The 15,435-nt window shown below is 38.5% G+C and carries 16 protein-coding genes; 7 read left to right on the forward strand and 9 right to left on the reverse strand.

The genetic code is table 11. From position 1 onward, the window contains the following. Nucleotides 1-32: 32 nt before the first annotated feature. On the reverse strand, nt 33-803 hold the full coding sequence (locus HX021_RS14960; RefSeq protein WP_286591244.1) for a succinate dehydrogenase cytochrome b subunit: 771 nt from the start codon (nt 801-803) through the stop codon (nt 33-35). 170 nt (nt 804-973) lie between these two features. Beyond that, on the reverse strand, nt 974-1,570 hold the full coding sequence (locus tag HX021_RS14965) for a porin family protein (protein WP_286591245.1): 597 nt from the start codon (nt 1,568-1,570) through the stop codon (nt 974-976). A gap of 89 nt (nt 1,571-1,659) precedes the next feature. Here HX021_RS14965 and HX021_RS14970 point away from each other — a divergent pair, with 89 nt between their 5' ends. From HX021_RS14970 to pruA, 5 genes are all read left to right on the forward strand, one after another. Continuing rightward, on the forward strand, nt 1,660-1,869 hold the full coding sequence (locus HX021_RS14970) for a hypothetical protein (RefSeq protein WP_286591246.1): 210 nt from the start codon (nt 1,660-1,662) through the stop codon (nt 1,867-1,869). After that, nucleotides 1,866-2,207 carry a tRNA-binding protein gene (locus HX021_RS14975; RefSeq protein WP_286591247.1) on the forward strand — a complete coding sequence of 114 codons (342 nt, stop codon included), beginning with the start codon at nt 1,866-1,868 and terminating at the stop codon, nt 2,205-2,207. The genes HX021_RS14970 and HX021_RS14975 overlap by 4 nt, the downstream gene beginning before the upstream one ends. A 9-nt stretch (nt 2,208-2,216) precedes the next feature. Next, nucleotides 2,217-2,684 (forward strand): nucleoside deaminase, encoded by a 468-nt coding sequence (locus HX021_RS14980; RefSeq protein WP_286591248.1) that lies wholly within the window; start codon nt 2,217-2,219, stop codon nt 2,682-2,684. A 102-nt stretch (nt 2,685-2,786) separates the two neighbouring features. Further along, the gene (locus HX021_RS14985; protein ID WP_286591249.1) at nt 2,787-3,395 is read left to right on the forward strand and encodes a superoxide dismutase; all 609 of its coding nucleotides are present in this window, start codon (nt 2,787-2,789) and stop codon (nt 3,393-3,395) included. 409 nt (nt 3,396-3,804) lie between these two features. After that, the gene (gene pruA, locus HX021_RS14990; protein WP_286591251.1) at nt 3,805-5,442 is read left to right on the forward strand and encodes an L-glutamate gamma-semialdehyde dehydrogenase; all 1,638 of its coding nucleotides are present in this window, start codon (nt 3,805-3,807) and stop codon (nt 5,440-5,442) included. A 68-nt stretch (nt 5,443-5,510) separates the two neighbouring features. On the opposite strand, the gene HX021_RS14995 is transcribed toward pruA, so the two are convergent. The 6 genes from HX021_RS14995 to HX021_RS15020 all read right to left on the reverse strand — a co-directional run bounded on the left by HX021_RS14995 (nt 5,511) and on the right by HX021_RS15020 (nt 11,537). Further along, nucleotides 5,511-6,692 carry a metallophosphoesterase family protein gene (locus HX021_RS14995; protein WP_286591252.1) on the reverse strand — a complete coding sequence of 394 codons (1,182 nt, stop codon included), beginning with the start codon at nt 6,690-6,692 and terminating at the stop codon, nt 5,511-5,513. 6 nt (nt 6,693-6,698) lie between these two features. Next, nucleotides 6,699-7,466, reverse strand: coding sequence for an endonuclease/exonuclease/phosphatase family protein (locus HX021_RS15000; protein WP_286591253.1), 768 nt, complete (start codon nt 7,464-7,466; stop codon nt 6,699-6,701). A 198-nt stretch (nt 7,467-7,664) separates the two neighbouring features. Then, nucleotides 7,665-8,690 (reverse strand): recombinase RecA, encoded by a 1,026-nt coding sequence (recA, locus tag HX021_RS15005; protein WP_286591254.1) that lies wholly within the window; start codon nt 8,688-8,690, stop codon nt 7,665-7,667. A 67-nt stretch (nt 8,691-8,757) separates the two neighbouring features. After that, the gene (gene nth / locus HX021_RS15010; protein ID WP_286591255.1) at nt 8,758-9,435 is read right to left on the reverse strand and encodes an endonuclease III; all 678 of its coding nucleotides are present in this window, start codon (nt 9,433-9,435) and stop codon (nt 8,758-8,760) included. Nucleotides 9,436-9,636: 201 nt separating this feature from the next. Then, nucleotides 9,637-9,828, reverse strand: coding sequence for a hypothetical protein (locus HX021_RS15015; RefSeq protein WP_286591257.1), 192 nt, complete (start codon nt 9,826-9,828; stop codon nt 9,637-9,639). Between the two features lie 83 nt (nt 9,829-9,911). Continuing rightward, on the reverse strand, nt 9,912-11,537 hold the full coding sequence (locus tag HX021_RS15020) for a S8 family peptidase (protein ID WP_286591259.1): 1,626 nt from the start codon (nt 11,535-11,537) through the stop codon (nt 9,912-9,914). A 175-nt stretch (nt 11,538-11,712) separates the two neighbouring features. Here HX021_RS15020 and HX021_RS15025 point away from each other — a divergent pair, with 175 nt between their 5' ends. Next, nucleotides 11,713-13,830, forward strand: coding sequence for a S9 family peptidase (locus tag HX021_RS15025; protein WP_286591260.1), 2,118 nt, complete (start codon nt 11,713-11,715; stop codon nt 13,828-13,830). Nucleotides 13,831-13,857: 27 nt separating this feature from the next. Here the strand turns inward: HX021_RS15025 and HX021_RS15030 are convergent, their stop codons facing one another. Continuing rightward, the gene (locus HX021_RS15030) at nt 13,858-14,124 is read right to left on the reverse strand and encodes a hypothetical protein (protein WP_286591261.1); all 267 of its coding nucleotides are present in this window, start codon (nt 14,122-14,124) and stop codon (nt 13,858-13,860) included. 576 nt (nt 14,125-14,700) lie between these two features. On the opposite strand from HX021_RS15030, the gene HX021_RS15035 reads away from it, so the two are divergent. Next, entirely contained in the window at nt 14,701-15,417 is a 717-nt protein-coding gene (locus tag HX021_RS15035; protein WP_286591262.1) for a GNAT family N-acetyltransferase, read from the forward strand. Nucleotides 15,418-15,435: the final 18 nt, after the last annotated feature.

Consider the following 15,435-nt stretch of genomic DNA (forward strand, 5'->3'; position numbering starts at 1 on the left):
AAAGCCTCAACCTTATCTTAAAAGATTCTGAATTATTTAAAGAAGAAAAACAATGGCATAATTGCAAAACCGATTGGAATTAATACTCCAAATACCCAAACACCGATTGCTCTGATAATTCCAATATATCTTCTGTGGTTGAAACCTAAAGTTTGGAATGCAGATTGGAACCCATGAATTAAGTGGAATGCTAAAGCAGCCATCGCAATAACATACAAAGCAACCAATGCCACGTTTTGGAAGGCAAAGTCTACTTGTTTGTACAAATCCCTTGCTTTTAAGATTTGAACATTGTTTTCTACCGTTTCTTGATAGTCATGGAATTCAGAAGCTTGAAGCTCTCTAGCTGTTGTTTGTCCAGTTGCCAAATCAGTGCGATACTCGATGTAAGGTACTTCATCATTGTGAAACTTCCACCAAAAGTTGGACATGTGCGTCGCTAAGAATACTAAAATGACCGTACCTAAGATACCCATGTTGCGTGAATTCCACTTACTGTTTGCTTGACCATTATATTGGGCATAACCAATTGGACGAGCGGCTTTGTTTTTCATCGACAACGTGATCGCATAGATGACGTGAACAATGACTGAAGCATACAATAAGTAAGAAACAACCTTGATTGGTGTAAAGTGAGTCATAAAATAAGCGTATTTGTTGAACGCTAGACCCGCATCATCTTTAAATAATTGCAAGTTACCAACCAAGTGAACAACTAGGAATAAACATAGGAAGATTCCTGTTAAGCTCATGATTAGCTTCTTCCCAATCGAAGAACTGAAAACTGGCTTTGATTTACTCATTATCCTTGTAATTTAATTTTAATTAGGCAAATCTACTATTTGCTATTAAATATGATACCATTTTGACAAGAAAAAGCAATAATTTAGAATGTTTCTAAAGTTTGTTAAAATAAAAAGTCCGTTTTGGATAAAAACGGACTCTCTAACGGTATATGAATGGGTGATAAGACCTATAGAATACTGAATAATCTATAGCCTAAACCGATACTCCACATGTTGATTTTTGGATTTGCCTGGCTTTCGTTATTCACTTTGTTTAAGCCCATTTCGTAACGTAGGTCTACGCGTAGGCTTGAGATATCAGCACCAACCCCAAATGCCCAAGCTGTGCCATTTTTCTTATAGCTGTTTGGATCTAAATTAGCAATTGGGCTATCTTGTTTATCATCTACTTTAAATGAAAAGATTGGACCGGTTTGGATTCGCGCACCAATTGGGCCTAAGCCAAAACGTTTACCTAATAACACAGGAATGTCAACAGTTGTAAATTTAACGTCCGTTGATTCTCCCTCTGAATTAGTTACTTTTGTATTTTTTCCTGTTAAATAGACCTCAGGCTGAACGTGAAACCCTAAAACGCCAACACGGCCATAAAGACCTGCCTGATACCCTGCTTTATTGTCGGAATTGAAATATTTGCCATCGCTTTTAAACTTTGAGAAGTTCAAAGCACCTTTTAAACCGACCTCAAAGCCTGGCAATAGCTGTGCTTGTGCTGTTGCTACGCTTCCTAAAATCAAAAGTAATGCTGGTAAAAACTTTTTCATAATCTTTTATTTTATGTATATATTGTATCTTTAAACAAACTTTTACAAGTTCGGTAAAGATATACAAATTTTATACCTAAATCATAGTTATGCTGAAAATTAACGAAGAACAATGGCAGGTAGCTAAAGAAAAACTCCGTCGCAAGTATAATCATTTAAGCGATGAAGATTTGGCTTTTCATGTAGGTGAGGAGGATAAATTGATTAATAGGCTCTCTCAGCGCCTAGGACGAAAACCATCGTATGTTTTATTTACAATAGGTAAAGAAATTCAGGATATTAATAGCAACCGATTATGAGTGACACCATCAGTTGGGCCGAATTTGAGAAAGTGGATTTGCGTGTAGGGACTATTGTGGAAGCACAGGATTTTCCAAAAGCCAGAAAGCCCGCTTATCAATTGAAACTTGATTTCGGGAGTGAAATCGGAATTTTGCAGAGCAGTGCCCAGATTACTGTACATTATACCAAAGAAGAATTGATCGGTAAACAAGTTGTTGCCGTAGTGAATTTTCCCAAAAAACAGATTGCCAATTTTTTTTCGGAATGTCTAGTGACTGGATTTGCTGATGAACATGGAAATATTATTTTGACAGCTGTCGATAAAAAGTTGCCAAATGGATCGAAACTTAGCTAAGTTTGCGGCATGACATTTATAGATTTTGAAGGAACGCAATTGATTGACAGTGATGAATCATTTATGCGTATGGCATTAAATGAGGCAAAGAAAGCTTTCGAGGAGGGGGAAGTTCCTATTGGAGCAGTCATCGTACATAAAGGACGAATCATTGGTAAAGGACATAACCTCACCCAACGCTTGAATGATGTGACTGCCCACGCTGAGATGCAAGCTTTTACAGCTGCGGCAAACTACCTGGGTGGCAAATACCTTGATGAATGCACCTTGTATGTAACTATAGAACCCTGTATTATGTGTGCAGGAGCGGCTTACTGGACGCATATCGGTAAGATCGTTTATGGTGCTAAAGATGAAAAACGGGGGTATTCACATTTTCATGATAAAATATTGCATCCAAAAACTGTTATTGCCCATGGCGTTTTGCAGGAAGAATGTGCGGATTTGGTAAAATCATTTTTTCGTCAAAAACGCTAGCTAAATATGGAATTTATTGTAACACATAAAAACATAACTGTTGATATTGTGTTATATTTGTATATATAAACGAAGTAATTAACATTTAAAATTTAATTAGATATGGCATTTGAATTAGAAGCGTTACCGTACGCAGCCGACGCATTGGAACCACATATTGACAAAACTACAATGGAAATCCACCATGACAGACACCATCAGGCATATGTGGATAATTTAAATAAAGCAATCGCTGGTACAGACGCAGAAAACTTATCATTATTAGATATCATTAAAAATGTAAGTAAATATCCCGCAGCCGTACGTAACAATGGTGGTGGTCACTACAATCACTCGTTGTTTTGGAAAGTGTTAGGGCCAAATGCTGGTGGTGCTCCTACAGGTGAATTAGCAGAAGCAATCAATGCAGCTTTTGGTTCATTTGATGAGTTGAAAAAACAACTTCAAGCAGCTGGTGCTGCCCGTTTTGGATCAGGTTGGGCTTGGTTGATTGTAGGTGCTGATGGCAAATTGGCCGTGACTTCTACACCTAATCAGGACAATCCATTGATGGATGTTGCTGAAGTAAAAGGAACTCCGGTTTTAGGTATCGATGTTTGGGAACATGCATACTATTTGAAATTTCAAAATAAACGTCCAGCATATTTAGAGGAAATTTTTAATGTTATCAATTGGGAAGCTGTAGCACAGAATTATGCTGCTGCAAAATAATTGATCATTTTATAGTATCAGGAAGCGACAATAATAATATTATTGTCGCTTTTTTTTTCAACTAAAAAGAGGGCGGTCCAAAAATGGTTGTTACTCTAGGTCCACTGAAATACTTTTTTAGGGGCCTGAAACAGACGGACAGCGCGCTCTCGCGATGAATATAGTTCCGCAAAATCGGAGCGGTCAACATCAGACTGAAGTCTATCATCAAGATTGTGATCGACTAAATGGAAAGCCACCTGATTGTTAGGGGGCTATTAAACCGAAATTGGAAAAATTTAAACGTATCTTTTCCACTGTGCTGAAAGAAGGAGAGTAACTTTGGGTATTCATAAAATTTAAGGTAATTTTACTGATGTTAGCATCATTTAGTTTGTTGCTAATAAGTTGAAAAATAAATAATTGTAATATGTCTAAAGGATTTTTTACAGTTCCTGTTCCTACAAACGAACCAGTGTATACTTATGCTGTCGGAACGAAAGAACGTAAGTTGTTGAAAGCAGCAATTGATGAGGCACGTTCGAAACAGATCGATATCCCAATGTATATTGGCGGTAAAGAAGTGACTACTTCTAAAAAAGTAAATATTGCTCCTCCACATGACCATCAACATATCTTAGGTCAATACAATCAAGGTGAGAAATCTCATGTAACTGATGCAATCAATGCAGCTTTGGCCGCAAAGAAGGATTGGGAAAATCTAGCTTGGGAAGACCGTGCTGCGATATTCTTGAAAGCAGCTGAATTGATTTCAGGAAAATACCGTTATGAGTTAAATGCAGCAACAATGTTGGGTCAGTCAAAGAACCCATATCAAGCTGAAATTGACTCCGCTTGTGAGATTGTGGATTTCTTGCGTTTCAATGTGCAATACATGAGCGAAATCTATAAACAACAACCTCCAGTATCGGGAAAAGGTGTGTGGAACCGTGTTGAACAACGTCCTCTTGAGGGGTTTGTATTTGCATTGACACCGTTCAACTTTACTGCAATCGCAGGTAACTTGCCATCTTGTGTTGCGATGATGGGAAATGTTGTTGTATGGAAACCATCCAATACACAAATCTATTCTGCAAATGTGCTGATGAAAATCTTCCGTGAAGCCGGGCTTCCTGACGGTGTCATCAACTTAGTGTATGTTTCGGGACCAGATGCTGGTGATGTGATTTTCCAACATCCTGATTTTGCTGGTATTCACTTTACTGGTTCAACAGGTGTATTCCAGGATATCTGGAAAACTATCGGAGACAATATTCACCGTTATAAAACTTATCCACGTATCGTCGGTGAGACAGGTGGTAAAGATTTTATTGTTGTACACCCTTCGGCGGATCTAAAAGCTGCGAATACGGCTTTGGTTCGTGGAGCATTTGAATATCAAGGTCAAAAATGCTCAGCAGCCTCGCGTGCGTATATTCCTAAATCATTGTGGCCAGCATTGAAAGAGTCAATGACTACTGATGTGAAGTCATTTACAATCGGTGGAACTGAAGATTTTACAAACTTTATCAATGCGGTTATCGACGAGAAATCATTTGATAAATTAGCGAAATACATCGACCGTGCGAAAGACTCCAATGAGGCAGAGATCGTAGTTGGCGGTACATATGATAAGTCCAAAGGCTATTTCATTCACCCAACGATCATTGAAGCTTCAAAACCTGATTACGAAACAATGGTTGAAGAATTGTTCGGTCCAGTATTGACCGTATATGTTTATGAAGACGCTAAATTTGAGGAAACATTGGATATCGTTGATACAACTTCTATTTATGCGTTGACAGGTTCAATCATAGCACAAGATCGTTACGCTATCAATTTAGCAACAGAAAAATTAAGACATGCTGCTGGTAACTTCTATGTGAATGATAAATGTACAGGTGCTGTAGTAGGTCAGCAACCATTTGGTGGCGCTAGAGGTTCGGGTACAAATGACAAAGCAGGGTCAATGATCAACTTGCTCCGTTGGGTGTCTCCACGTACAATAAAAGAGACATTTAATCCGGACACAGATTATAGATATCCTTTTTTGGAGAAAGGAGAATAAGGTCAATAATAGCGCTGTAATAGCTACTATAATAAAATAAGAAACGGGGCTCCATGGAGCCCCATTTCTTATTTCTTAAACAGACCTAATTCTGTTCCATCGTCTCGGGTCATACGAACCGTCAACGATCGGCTGGTGCCAGAAACATCAATGATCGTTCTTTTGCCAATTTTTGGGCCACCACCGATAAACACAGGATAATTATGATCTTTATCTGCTGGATAGTACCCATATTGATGGGTATGACCAGAGATCATGGCGTCAATTTTATACTGCTGGAATAGCGGATGGAAGCATGTTCTGTTATCGAGTGTACCGTGCCAATCGTCAGAATGGAAGATTGGAATATGGCTGATAACAACAGTATATTGAGCAGATTTTCTTTCTTCGGATTGTAAGACAGTCTCTAGCCATTTTGCCTGCTCCCTTCTGTAGCTGTCGTAATCAACTGTTCCGGCATATACTTCATGGCTGTCTGGTTTATCCTCGCCACTATCCAGCATGATCCAAAAAACCGGTCCTCTTTTGAAGGCCTGATAATATTTATTGCGTGGATAGCCAAAGTATCCTTTGAAATTACGGGCAAAGGAGCCTCTTGTTTCATGGTTTCCACGATTCATGATAAAGGGTTTGTCCGTGGCAAAGAAGGAAATGGGTTTCAATAACTTTTCTGTAATATCCTCCTGATTGGTGACATAATGAAAAGAGTCGCCATTGAGCACAAAAAAATCGTATACAGCAATATTCTGATTAGGAACGAGATCGCTATAGCTGCTTTTTTCCTCATGGACATCATTGTAAACCAAGCAGCGGATCTGGTCCTGGTTGTTGTGAGCTAATTTAGCCTCGAAAATGGGTGTTTCAATTTCTTGACCATATATGATCTTATAAGGATCGAACTTTTGAATTTCTTTTGCCTTGATGCGATAACGGAATGAACGTGGTGCTTCATTAACCGTAAACTGGAAAAAGTCAGTATTCGCATTGATCATTCCATCCTCGGATTGATAGATTTTTTTTTGAACGTTGCCTGCACTGTCAAGGAGCTCTAGCCAGGCAATGGCCTGTTTGTTCAGAATTGTAAAAATGCTGATCCCGGTTTCTGTTTGATTCTGTAGATAAGCGGGAATAACAAAACTAAACTCTCCTTCGGGGACCTTGTTATCGTTTTCTTGCGCCATGCTTAGACTAGGTAAAGTAATCCCTGTCAGCGCAAGCGCTTCTAAAAATCTTCTTCTATTAAAGTTCATAATGAATTATTTAATTTCTATCTCGACATATAATGGTCTATGGTCACTCGCATATTTCTCTTCTAGGATACGGTGATTAAAGAATTTTGGTTGTGATATACTATTGATCATAATATAGTCGATCTCAGTATTGGGTTTGTCCTGTGGAAACGTATAACCGTTTTTGATGTTGCTTTTCGTAAATATTTTGCTAAGTTCTTTAATTGCTGGATCATTGGGTTTGGCATTCAGATCACCAACAAGAATGACAGGCAGTTTTTCATCTTTGAAATGGTTGTTAATAAACTTGGCCTGTGCGATCTTATTTTTGTCTCTAAGATCGAGATGTGTATTGGCAAAGAGAAGTTTTTTGTTGTGGATGCTAACTTCGATAATAGATAGGCTGCGTTGTTCACTTTCGACAGGTGAGGGGAGGAAATGCTTTTCTATACGCTCGATAGGTTGTTTGGATAATATGGCTGTGCCATATTCACCATTTTCATAATTTATTCCCTTCGAAAAGATATAATGCATGCCCGTTAGCTCGGCCAATTTTTTTGCCTGATTTTCATTGTAGGATCGACCGATATTGACATCGATCTCTTGTAGGCCAACCAGGTCTGCACCTGATTTTTTGATAATTTGAGCAATGGTGTCCAAATTAACGACAGTTTCCTTTTCAGAAGGTGGATTCCCGTGATGAATATTGAACGAGAGAACCCGTATATTTTGTGCACTGAGATGAAATGTGGCTCCTAATAAAGCTAGCAGGAATAAAAGTAATCTATGGTTCATTTTTTCAAAATTAAGTTTAGAATGATGTATAGCGATTTCTTTTCGCTTGGCTAAAAATAACAAAATCTATCAGTACAAACTACTAACTTTAAAGATGTAACAAAATAATCATTGAGAAATAGCAGTTATTATATTTTGTAAAAAAAATAGCCATCTTAAACAAGATGGCTATCTACATTATACTAATTTTTACAGCAACTAGTCTTCATTATCCTCTACATGAAGCATAGGATCTTCTCCTGTTACTTCGGCGCGGATTTTAGCCTCAAGCTCATCCATGAGGTCTGGATTGTCAAATAGGAGAGTTTTAACAGCATCTCTACCTTGCCCTAATTTGGTGTCACCGTAACTGAACCATGAACCTGCTTTTTTGATGATGCCATATTCAACACCGAGGTCGATGATTTCACCTACTTTGGAAATACCTTCTCCAAAGATAATGTCAAATTCTGCAATACGGAATGGAGGTGCCACCTTATTTTTTACAATCTTAACTTTGACACGGTTACCTGATACTTCGTCAGAATCTTTGATTTGAGAGGTGCGGCGAATGTCCAAACGTACAGATGCATAGAATTTTAATGCATTACCACCTGTTGTTGTTTCTGGATTACCGAACATCACGCCAATTTTTTCACGTAGTTGGTTGATGAAGATACAGCAACAGTTGGTTTTAGAAATGGTTCCAGTCAATTTACGTAATGCCTGAGACATTAAACGAGCCTGAAGTCCCATTTTAGAATCGCCCATTTCTCCCTCGATCTCCCCTTTTGGTACTAAAGCTGCTACAGAGTCAATAACAATGACATCAATTGCACCGGAACGAATTAAATTATCAGCTATTTCTAAAGCTTGTTCACCATTATCAGGTTGTGAGATCAATAAATTTTCTACATCCACCCCCAATTTTTGGGCATAATATTTATCAAAAGCATGTTCAGCATCTATAATGGCAGCGATACCACCTTTTTTCTGCGCTTCAGCAACGATATGAGTTGCCAAGGTTGTTTTACCGGATGATTCAGGGCCATATATTTCGATGATACGTCCTTTGGGTACACCACCAATTCCTAAAGCAATATCCAAACCCAAGGAACCTGTAGAAATCGCCTCGATAGGCTCAACAGCAGTATCCCCTAATTTCATGATAGAACCTTTTCCAAAGTTCTTTTCTAATTTATCTAACGTTAGCTGTAACGCTTTTAATTTATCTGTGTTGCTCATATTTTTAGTATATATATTCCAAAATTAAAAATAAAAAATCATAAACCAAATATTTTCACTAAAAAAATTAGTTTTTTATATTGACGGTTGTTGGAACTTGTTTTGCATGGTAGTTTTTCTCAAAATATTTACACATATAAGTAATAGGACATTTCTCACAAAGAGGTTTTCTAGCCAAGCATATATAACGGCCATGTAAGATTAGCCAGTGGTGAGCAATAGCGATAGTTTCCTTAGGAAGGTTCTTAACCAGCTGTTTTTCCACAGCCAAAGGTGTAGTGGCACGTGAGGTGAGTCCAAGTCGGTTAGCTACCCGAAAGACATGTGTATCTACTGCCATTGAAGGGTTATGGTACACCACAGATGAGATCACATTGGCAGTTTTCCTACCGACACCAGGAAGCTTAACAAGATCCTCAATCTTCTCAGGTACAATATTGTCAAACTTATCGATCAGCATTTGTGCCATGCCAACAAGATGTTTGGCCTTGTTGTTGGGGTAGCTGACGGACCGTATATAGCTAAATACTTCATCGACACTGGAGGCCGCTAATGTATAGGCATCGGGATATCGTTCAAAAAGCTTGGGTGTAACTTGATTGATTCTTTTATCAGTGCATTGTGCGGATAAAATGACTGCCACCAACAATTCATATGGGTTGCTGTAGTTTAATTCTGTCTGTGCATCCGGATTATTTTTAGAGAAATAATCCACAAAAGCTTTGTATCGTTCTTGTTTTAACATTACACCAAAACTAGCCAAAATTTCTATCAAAAAAGAAAAGCGTCTCGACTTGAAAGACGATCCCTTCCTATAGATAAGATGCTACATCCTCGGGCAGCCCAAAGTGAATAAATCAAAATGTTAACATAATGTTCGGGTTATCACGGCTGGTTAATCAGGAATCTGTCGGGCATGGAAAAAAAGAAAGGCCCAATCTGATGATCAGGCCTTTCTTTTTTCCATCTGTTTGGAATATTCCAAGATATTCTCAACACATTTTTTGCTTGGATTAAGCAACATTTTTGGTAAATGAAGTTTCAATTCATTTTCTACATCCTCGTCAGTCATTACCTTTTCGTTTAGGGTTAGCAAATTTTGAACTTCGTTTTCTGATTGAGTAAAGTTTTCTACCATAAGCATGCTATCTTTTGTCTCTGTAAGTTAATTAATTAAACGGACAAAAGATAGTTTTGGTATACAAAAACGAGAATAATATTTTATTTTTTCTTTTTATTGCTATATTCTTCAGCTTTCAATATTGCATTGTAAGCATTGACAATTCCACCGGTCACGGATATATCGGCAAGCTTAACCATCTTTGTGGCATCTTCCCCGACCTTTATTTGTACCAGCTGGTCAGGTTTTTCGACGGATTCCATAATGATCTCTTTGGTTTCTGCGGCCGTCAAATCAGGGTAATAAGAACGGATCAATGCAGCAAGTCCAGCAACGACAGGAGCGGCCATGCTCGTTCCTTGTTCTTCTTTGTACTGTGAATCTGGAACAGTGGAATTAATTCGTACACCAGGAGCGAATACATCGACTGAATTTTTTCCATAGTTTGAAAAGTCTGCCAGAAGTTCTTGATCCATATAGAGGCCTGTTGCTCCTACCGTTATCCAATTGTTGGCATGCCCCGTGGTATCACCTTTGGCATTGGTATAATATTTCATTGGAAAATTAGGCTCTATGTCGTTGTCCTCACTGTCATTTCCTGCAGCATGTACCATCAAGACATCCTTTGATTCAGCATATTTGATGGCTTCATCTACGGTTTTTTTATTGTGGGCATAACTTTTTCCAAAACTCATATTAAGGACTTTAGCACCCTGATCTGTAGCGTACCGGATGGCATTTGCTACATCTTTGTCACGTTCATCACCATCCGGAACGAGACGTACGGTGAGAATCTTAACATGGTCTGCTACCCCATTGATTCCGATACTGTTGTTGCGTTTTGCCCCAATAATGCCGGCAACATGGCTTCCATGCAGCGCATCGGGCCCCTTTACGTCAGCATTTCCGTAATGACGTTCGGAAACATCCTCATAATTGTCGCCAACAATAGGACGGGAATCGTACTCTTTGTTTAAATGGTACTCCACTTGGTTGTTGAAATATTTTGCACCTTCAGTAATTTCATCAAAGAATTTTAAAAAACCATTTTTCTGGATTTCATCTTTTGCAAAGCCTAGTGCAATGCGCTGATTGTTGGACTTTGGATTGAAGTTCTCGAGATCATCCAAGGTAATTTCCGCTGGTTTTTTCCCGATCTCACGGACGACAGCATTTAAGTTTCTTTGAAGAGCATCATAGGAAAACTGACCCATTTTGGCTTCCTCCAACTTATTTTTATAATCAACTACCATCTTTTGATAGGCCGTAAAAGCTTTTCGGTCTGCCTTGCTCAATTCAGTTGCGGGGCTGACATGACCAAATTTCTTGTCCAGATCCCGAAGCTGTCTTGTCAACTCCAGATTATCAAACTGTACGTCTTCACCATTTGGGTTCCCAATAAAATTCCAGCCAAATTTGTCATTGATATAACCATTGCCATCATTATCCTCCCCATTGGTAAGGCTGTCCTTTGGGTTGATCCATACAACCTCTTTAAGATCTTCGTGAAAAACATCCACCCCTCCATCTAATACACCAACGATGACAGGTGTGGATTTTTTATCTTTTAATAATGTTTTATAAGCTTTTTCAGTACTGATGCCCATTACCCCATCTGTTTTATAATCTAGATTGAACCAATTCCGTGGAATAGAATCAGACTGGCCAAATGAGATGAAGGGTAGAGAACCCAAAGCAATGAGATATAGTGATTTCTTTAAATTCATAAAAGTTTCTTCTAACACAATAACAAAGATAAGGTTATTGATCCTCTTGAATTGTTAATTTTTATTAAATTCAAAAAATCGATTTTTATGGCCCAATAATATTGTTCGTCAGAAGCGCGGTCAATACTATTTTTTAGAATCGAAGAAGTAAAAACATAAAGAATAATAAATTCATATGCAAGATCATAAGAAGAAGGTATATTGGCCTGAAGTCATGGCACCCAAAGCCTCGATTTATCCTCGTATCAGAACAGTTCACGGCGATTCAGTCACTGATGATTATTATTGGATGATTGACTATTTTAAGAAAGAAGCAAAATCTCAGGAGGTTATCACCTATTTGGAGGAGGAGAATGCATATACTGCAGCAATGCTGCAAGATACTGAAGGTTTTCAGGAAGATCTCTTTCAGGAGATGAAGAGCCGAATCAAGGAAAAGGACGAATCTGTACCGTATTTAAAAAATGGCTACTATTATTATAGCCGGACAGAAGAGGGAAATCAATATTTTAAGTTCTGCCGTAAAAAAGGATCGCTCGAAGCACCGGAGGAATTGTTATTGGATATTGATCAACTCGCAGAAGGGTATGCCTATTATACGGCCAGAGGATTTTCAGTCAGTCCGGACAATCGTTTACTGGCCTTTAGTGTGGATACTGTCTCGCGGAGGGAATATACAATTTATATTAAGAACCTTGAAACTGGCGAAATTTATCCTGACCGGATAAACAACACAGAGGGGACCGCAATTTGGGGCAACGATAACAAGAGTCTCTTCTATACCGCAAAAAATCCGGTGACATTATTGAGTGAGAAAATCATGCGGCATGCACTCGGAACAGATCCAGTACAGGATGTCCTCGTCTATGAGGAGAAAGATAATACAAATTACATTGCTGTTGCTAAATCCAAAAATGGAAAATATATCATGATCACTTCCGAAGGAACATTATCTTCCGAGATATGGATTATAAATGCAGATCAACCCCAAGATGAATTTCGTGTTTTTCAACCACGTATAACCGATGTACTTTATTCTATAATCCCATTGGAAGATCGTTTTTTAATCCTGACGAATGATGATGCCGTTAATTTTCAGGTTATGCAGTGTCCTTTGGATAAAACCCGGCGGGAGCATTGGACCACGTTTTTAGCACATCGTCCTGATGTATTGATTAATGATATTGAAGAGTTTAAAGAGTTTATCGCTATTTCTGAACGAAAGAATGGATTGACACAGCTAGCAATTTATGAGCTGAATACACGGCAACAACATTATCTGGACTTTGGAGAAGTTGCCTACACCGTATATCCTGGCGTTAATGTCGAATATAATACCGAAAAGCTGCGATATGGTTATACTTCTTTGGTAACACCGAGCTCTGTTTACGAATATGATATGCTGCAGCACACGAAACTTCTTCTCAAGCAGCAGGAGGTTTTAGGTGGTTATGACCAGCAAGCCTATAAGACAGAACGGATCTTTGTAACTGCACGTGATGGCGTCAAAATTCCGGTGTCGATCGTCTATAAAGAAGGGGTCCCATTGGACGGTTCAGCACCATTGTTGCAATATGCCTACGGATCTTATGGAGCTTCAATGGATCCGGTTTTTTCCAGTAACAGGTTGAGTTTATTGGATCGCGGGTTTATCTATGCACTGGCCCATATTAGAGGCGGAGAAGAAATGGGGCGGCAATGGTATGAAGATGGAAAAATGATGCACAAGATGAATACCTTTTTTGATTTTGTGGACTGTGGTAAGCATTTGATTGCACAACGATACACGTCATCTGATCGTCTTTATGCGCAAGGTGGAAGTGCTGGCGGCTTATTGATGGGAGTGGTTGCCAATATTGCGGCCGAACAGTATCATGGGATTATCGCCCAGGTACCTTTTGTTGACGTTGTGAATACCATGTTGGATGAAACCATACCGCTGACGACCAATGAATATGATGAATGGGGGAACCCAAATGATTCCGAGGCTTATTTTTATATGAAGAGTTACTCTCCCTATGAAAATATTGAACCGAAAGAATATCCTCATATGCTGGTTACAACTGGACTGCATGATAGTCAGGTACAATATTTTGAGCCGGCCAAATGGGTTGCAAAACTTCGGGCAACTCAAATTGGCAATTCGATAGTGCTATTGAAGACTGATATGGATTATGGACATGGTGGGGCATCGGGAAGATTTGACTATTTGAGAGAGGTCGCTTTGGAATATGCTTTTCTTTTTAAATTAGAAGGCATTTCATCGGAAGATTCACGGAAAGAAACTGTATAATAAAAAAAGCGGCCCATGCCGCTTTTTTTATTTTTGTTGCGCATTGTTGATGCTATCCTGTTGTTTCTGTAAACGTTCTTCCCGCTCGATTTCCCTGGAGTCGATCTGGTGTTGCTGGTAATTGTCCATTGCAACTTTGCTCGCTTTCTGTGATACATAGATTGCCAAGAGGGCAACCACAGTAATAATAGCGATTCCCCAGGCATATTTATGTTTGTCTTGTTTGACCAGCCAATACATAAAGATGATGTAAGGAACAGCAAAAATAATATAGAAAATTAAACTCGGTGACATGCTATTTTCTTCTAAATGATCTATACAAAAGTATTGTTTTTGTCTAAAAATAACGAACCAATAGAAAAAACAGGTCATTTCAATTGATAAAGCTTTAAACCTTTCTCCGTTTTATTGTCAAATTAATATCAATTGAAGGGTGGGTATAATGCGGAGTGATTTGGGACTAATTGATTGAAAATGAGTGTAACGGCGTGCTTTTGAGGGAGATTTGTAAATTTTTAATTTTTGCAAAAAATCCATCATAATATTGTGGAAAAGAAAAAAATATTTTTATACATTTGCATCGTCAGAAACAATTGACAGAGAAATAAAAAATGAAACAGAACAAAAAGAACGATTATTCTTATACTCAAACTTTTGAGAAGTTTATGAGGAAAGTTTTTTGTGCTTTCATTTTCGTAGAAATACCTGTTTTACGCTTCCGACGACCCATACTACCTCGGGCTTGATTTGAGGTAGTGAATCTTTCCAAGCAAGGCCATGAATGTCCGATGGTTTTGAATCCATTATTTTAATTTATTTAGTAACAAAACACAATAGTAGTTGTTGTTTTATTATTAGGGTCGTAAGTCAATGACTATATCAGATTTTTTAATTATTCCGGCTAAGCCTGAGCATGCACATTATGCAGAGGTTATTTGCAACGAAATGTTCGAGTCTGCAAAGGCTCGTGGTACGGGTATTGCGCGTCGTAAACCAGAGTATGTTGCCAACAAGATGAATGAAGGTAAAGCCGTGATTGCTTTACATAAAGATGGTCGATGGGCAGGATTTTGTTACATTGAAACATGGGGCCATGGAGATTATGTAGCCAATTCAGGACTGATTGTTAATCCCGAATTTAGGAAAGTTGGTCTTGCAAAAGCAATCAAGAAACGAGTTTTTGAATTGTCACGCGAAAAGTATCCAAAAGCAAAAATATTTGGACTAACGACTGGCTTTGCGGTTATGAAAATCAATTCGGAGCTCGGTTATGAACCAGTTCCGTATTCCGAACTGACCACTGATGATGAATTTTGGAAAGGGTGTCAAAGCTGCGTGAACTATGAAATCTTAATGAGTAAGGACCGTAAGAATTGCATGTGTACAGCCATGCTTTGGGACCCCGAGGAAAAAGAACGTGAATTAAGAGAAAAGATCCAGCGTAAACACGAAGCCAAAGAGCGGTTGGACAGAATTACGCAAAAACAATCTTTGTTAAAGCGTATTCAGGCAAAATTTTGGAAGTCCACAAGCAAATTCATTGGAGTCAGTTTTTCAAAGCATAATAAAGTTGCAAAAGGATATTAGTATTGATATTTTAGTATT

Origin of the sequence: Sphingobacterium sp. N143 (assembly GCF_030325625.1) — a bacterium.
GTDB lineage: Bacteria > Bacteroidota > Bacteroidia > Sphingobacteriales > Sphingobacteriaceae > Sphingobacterium.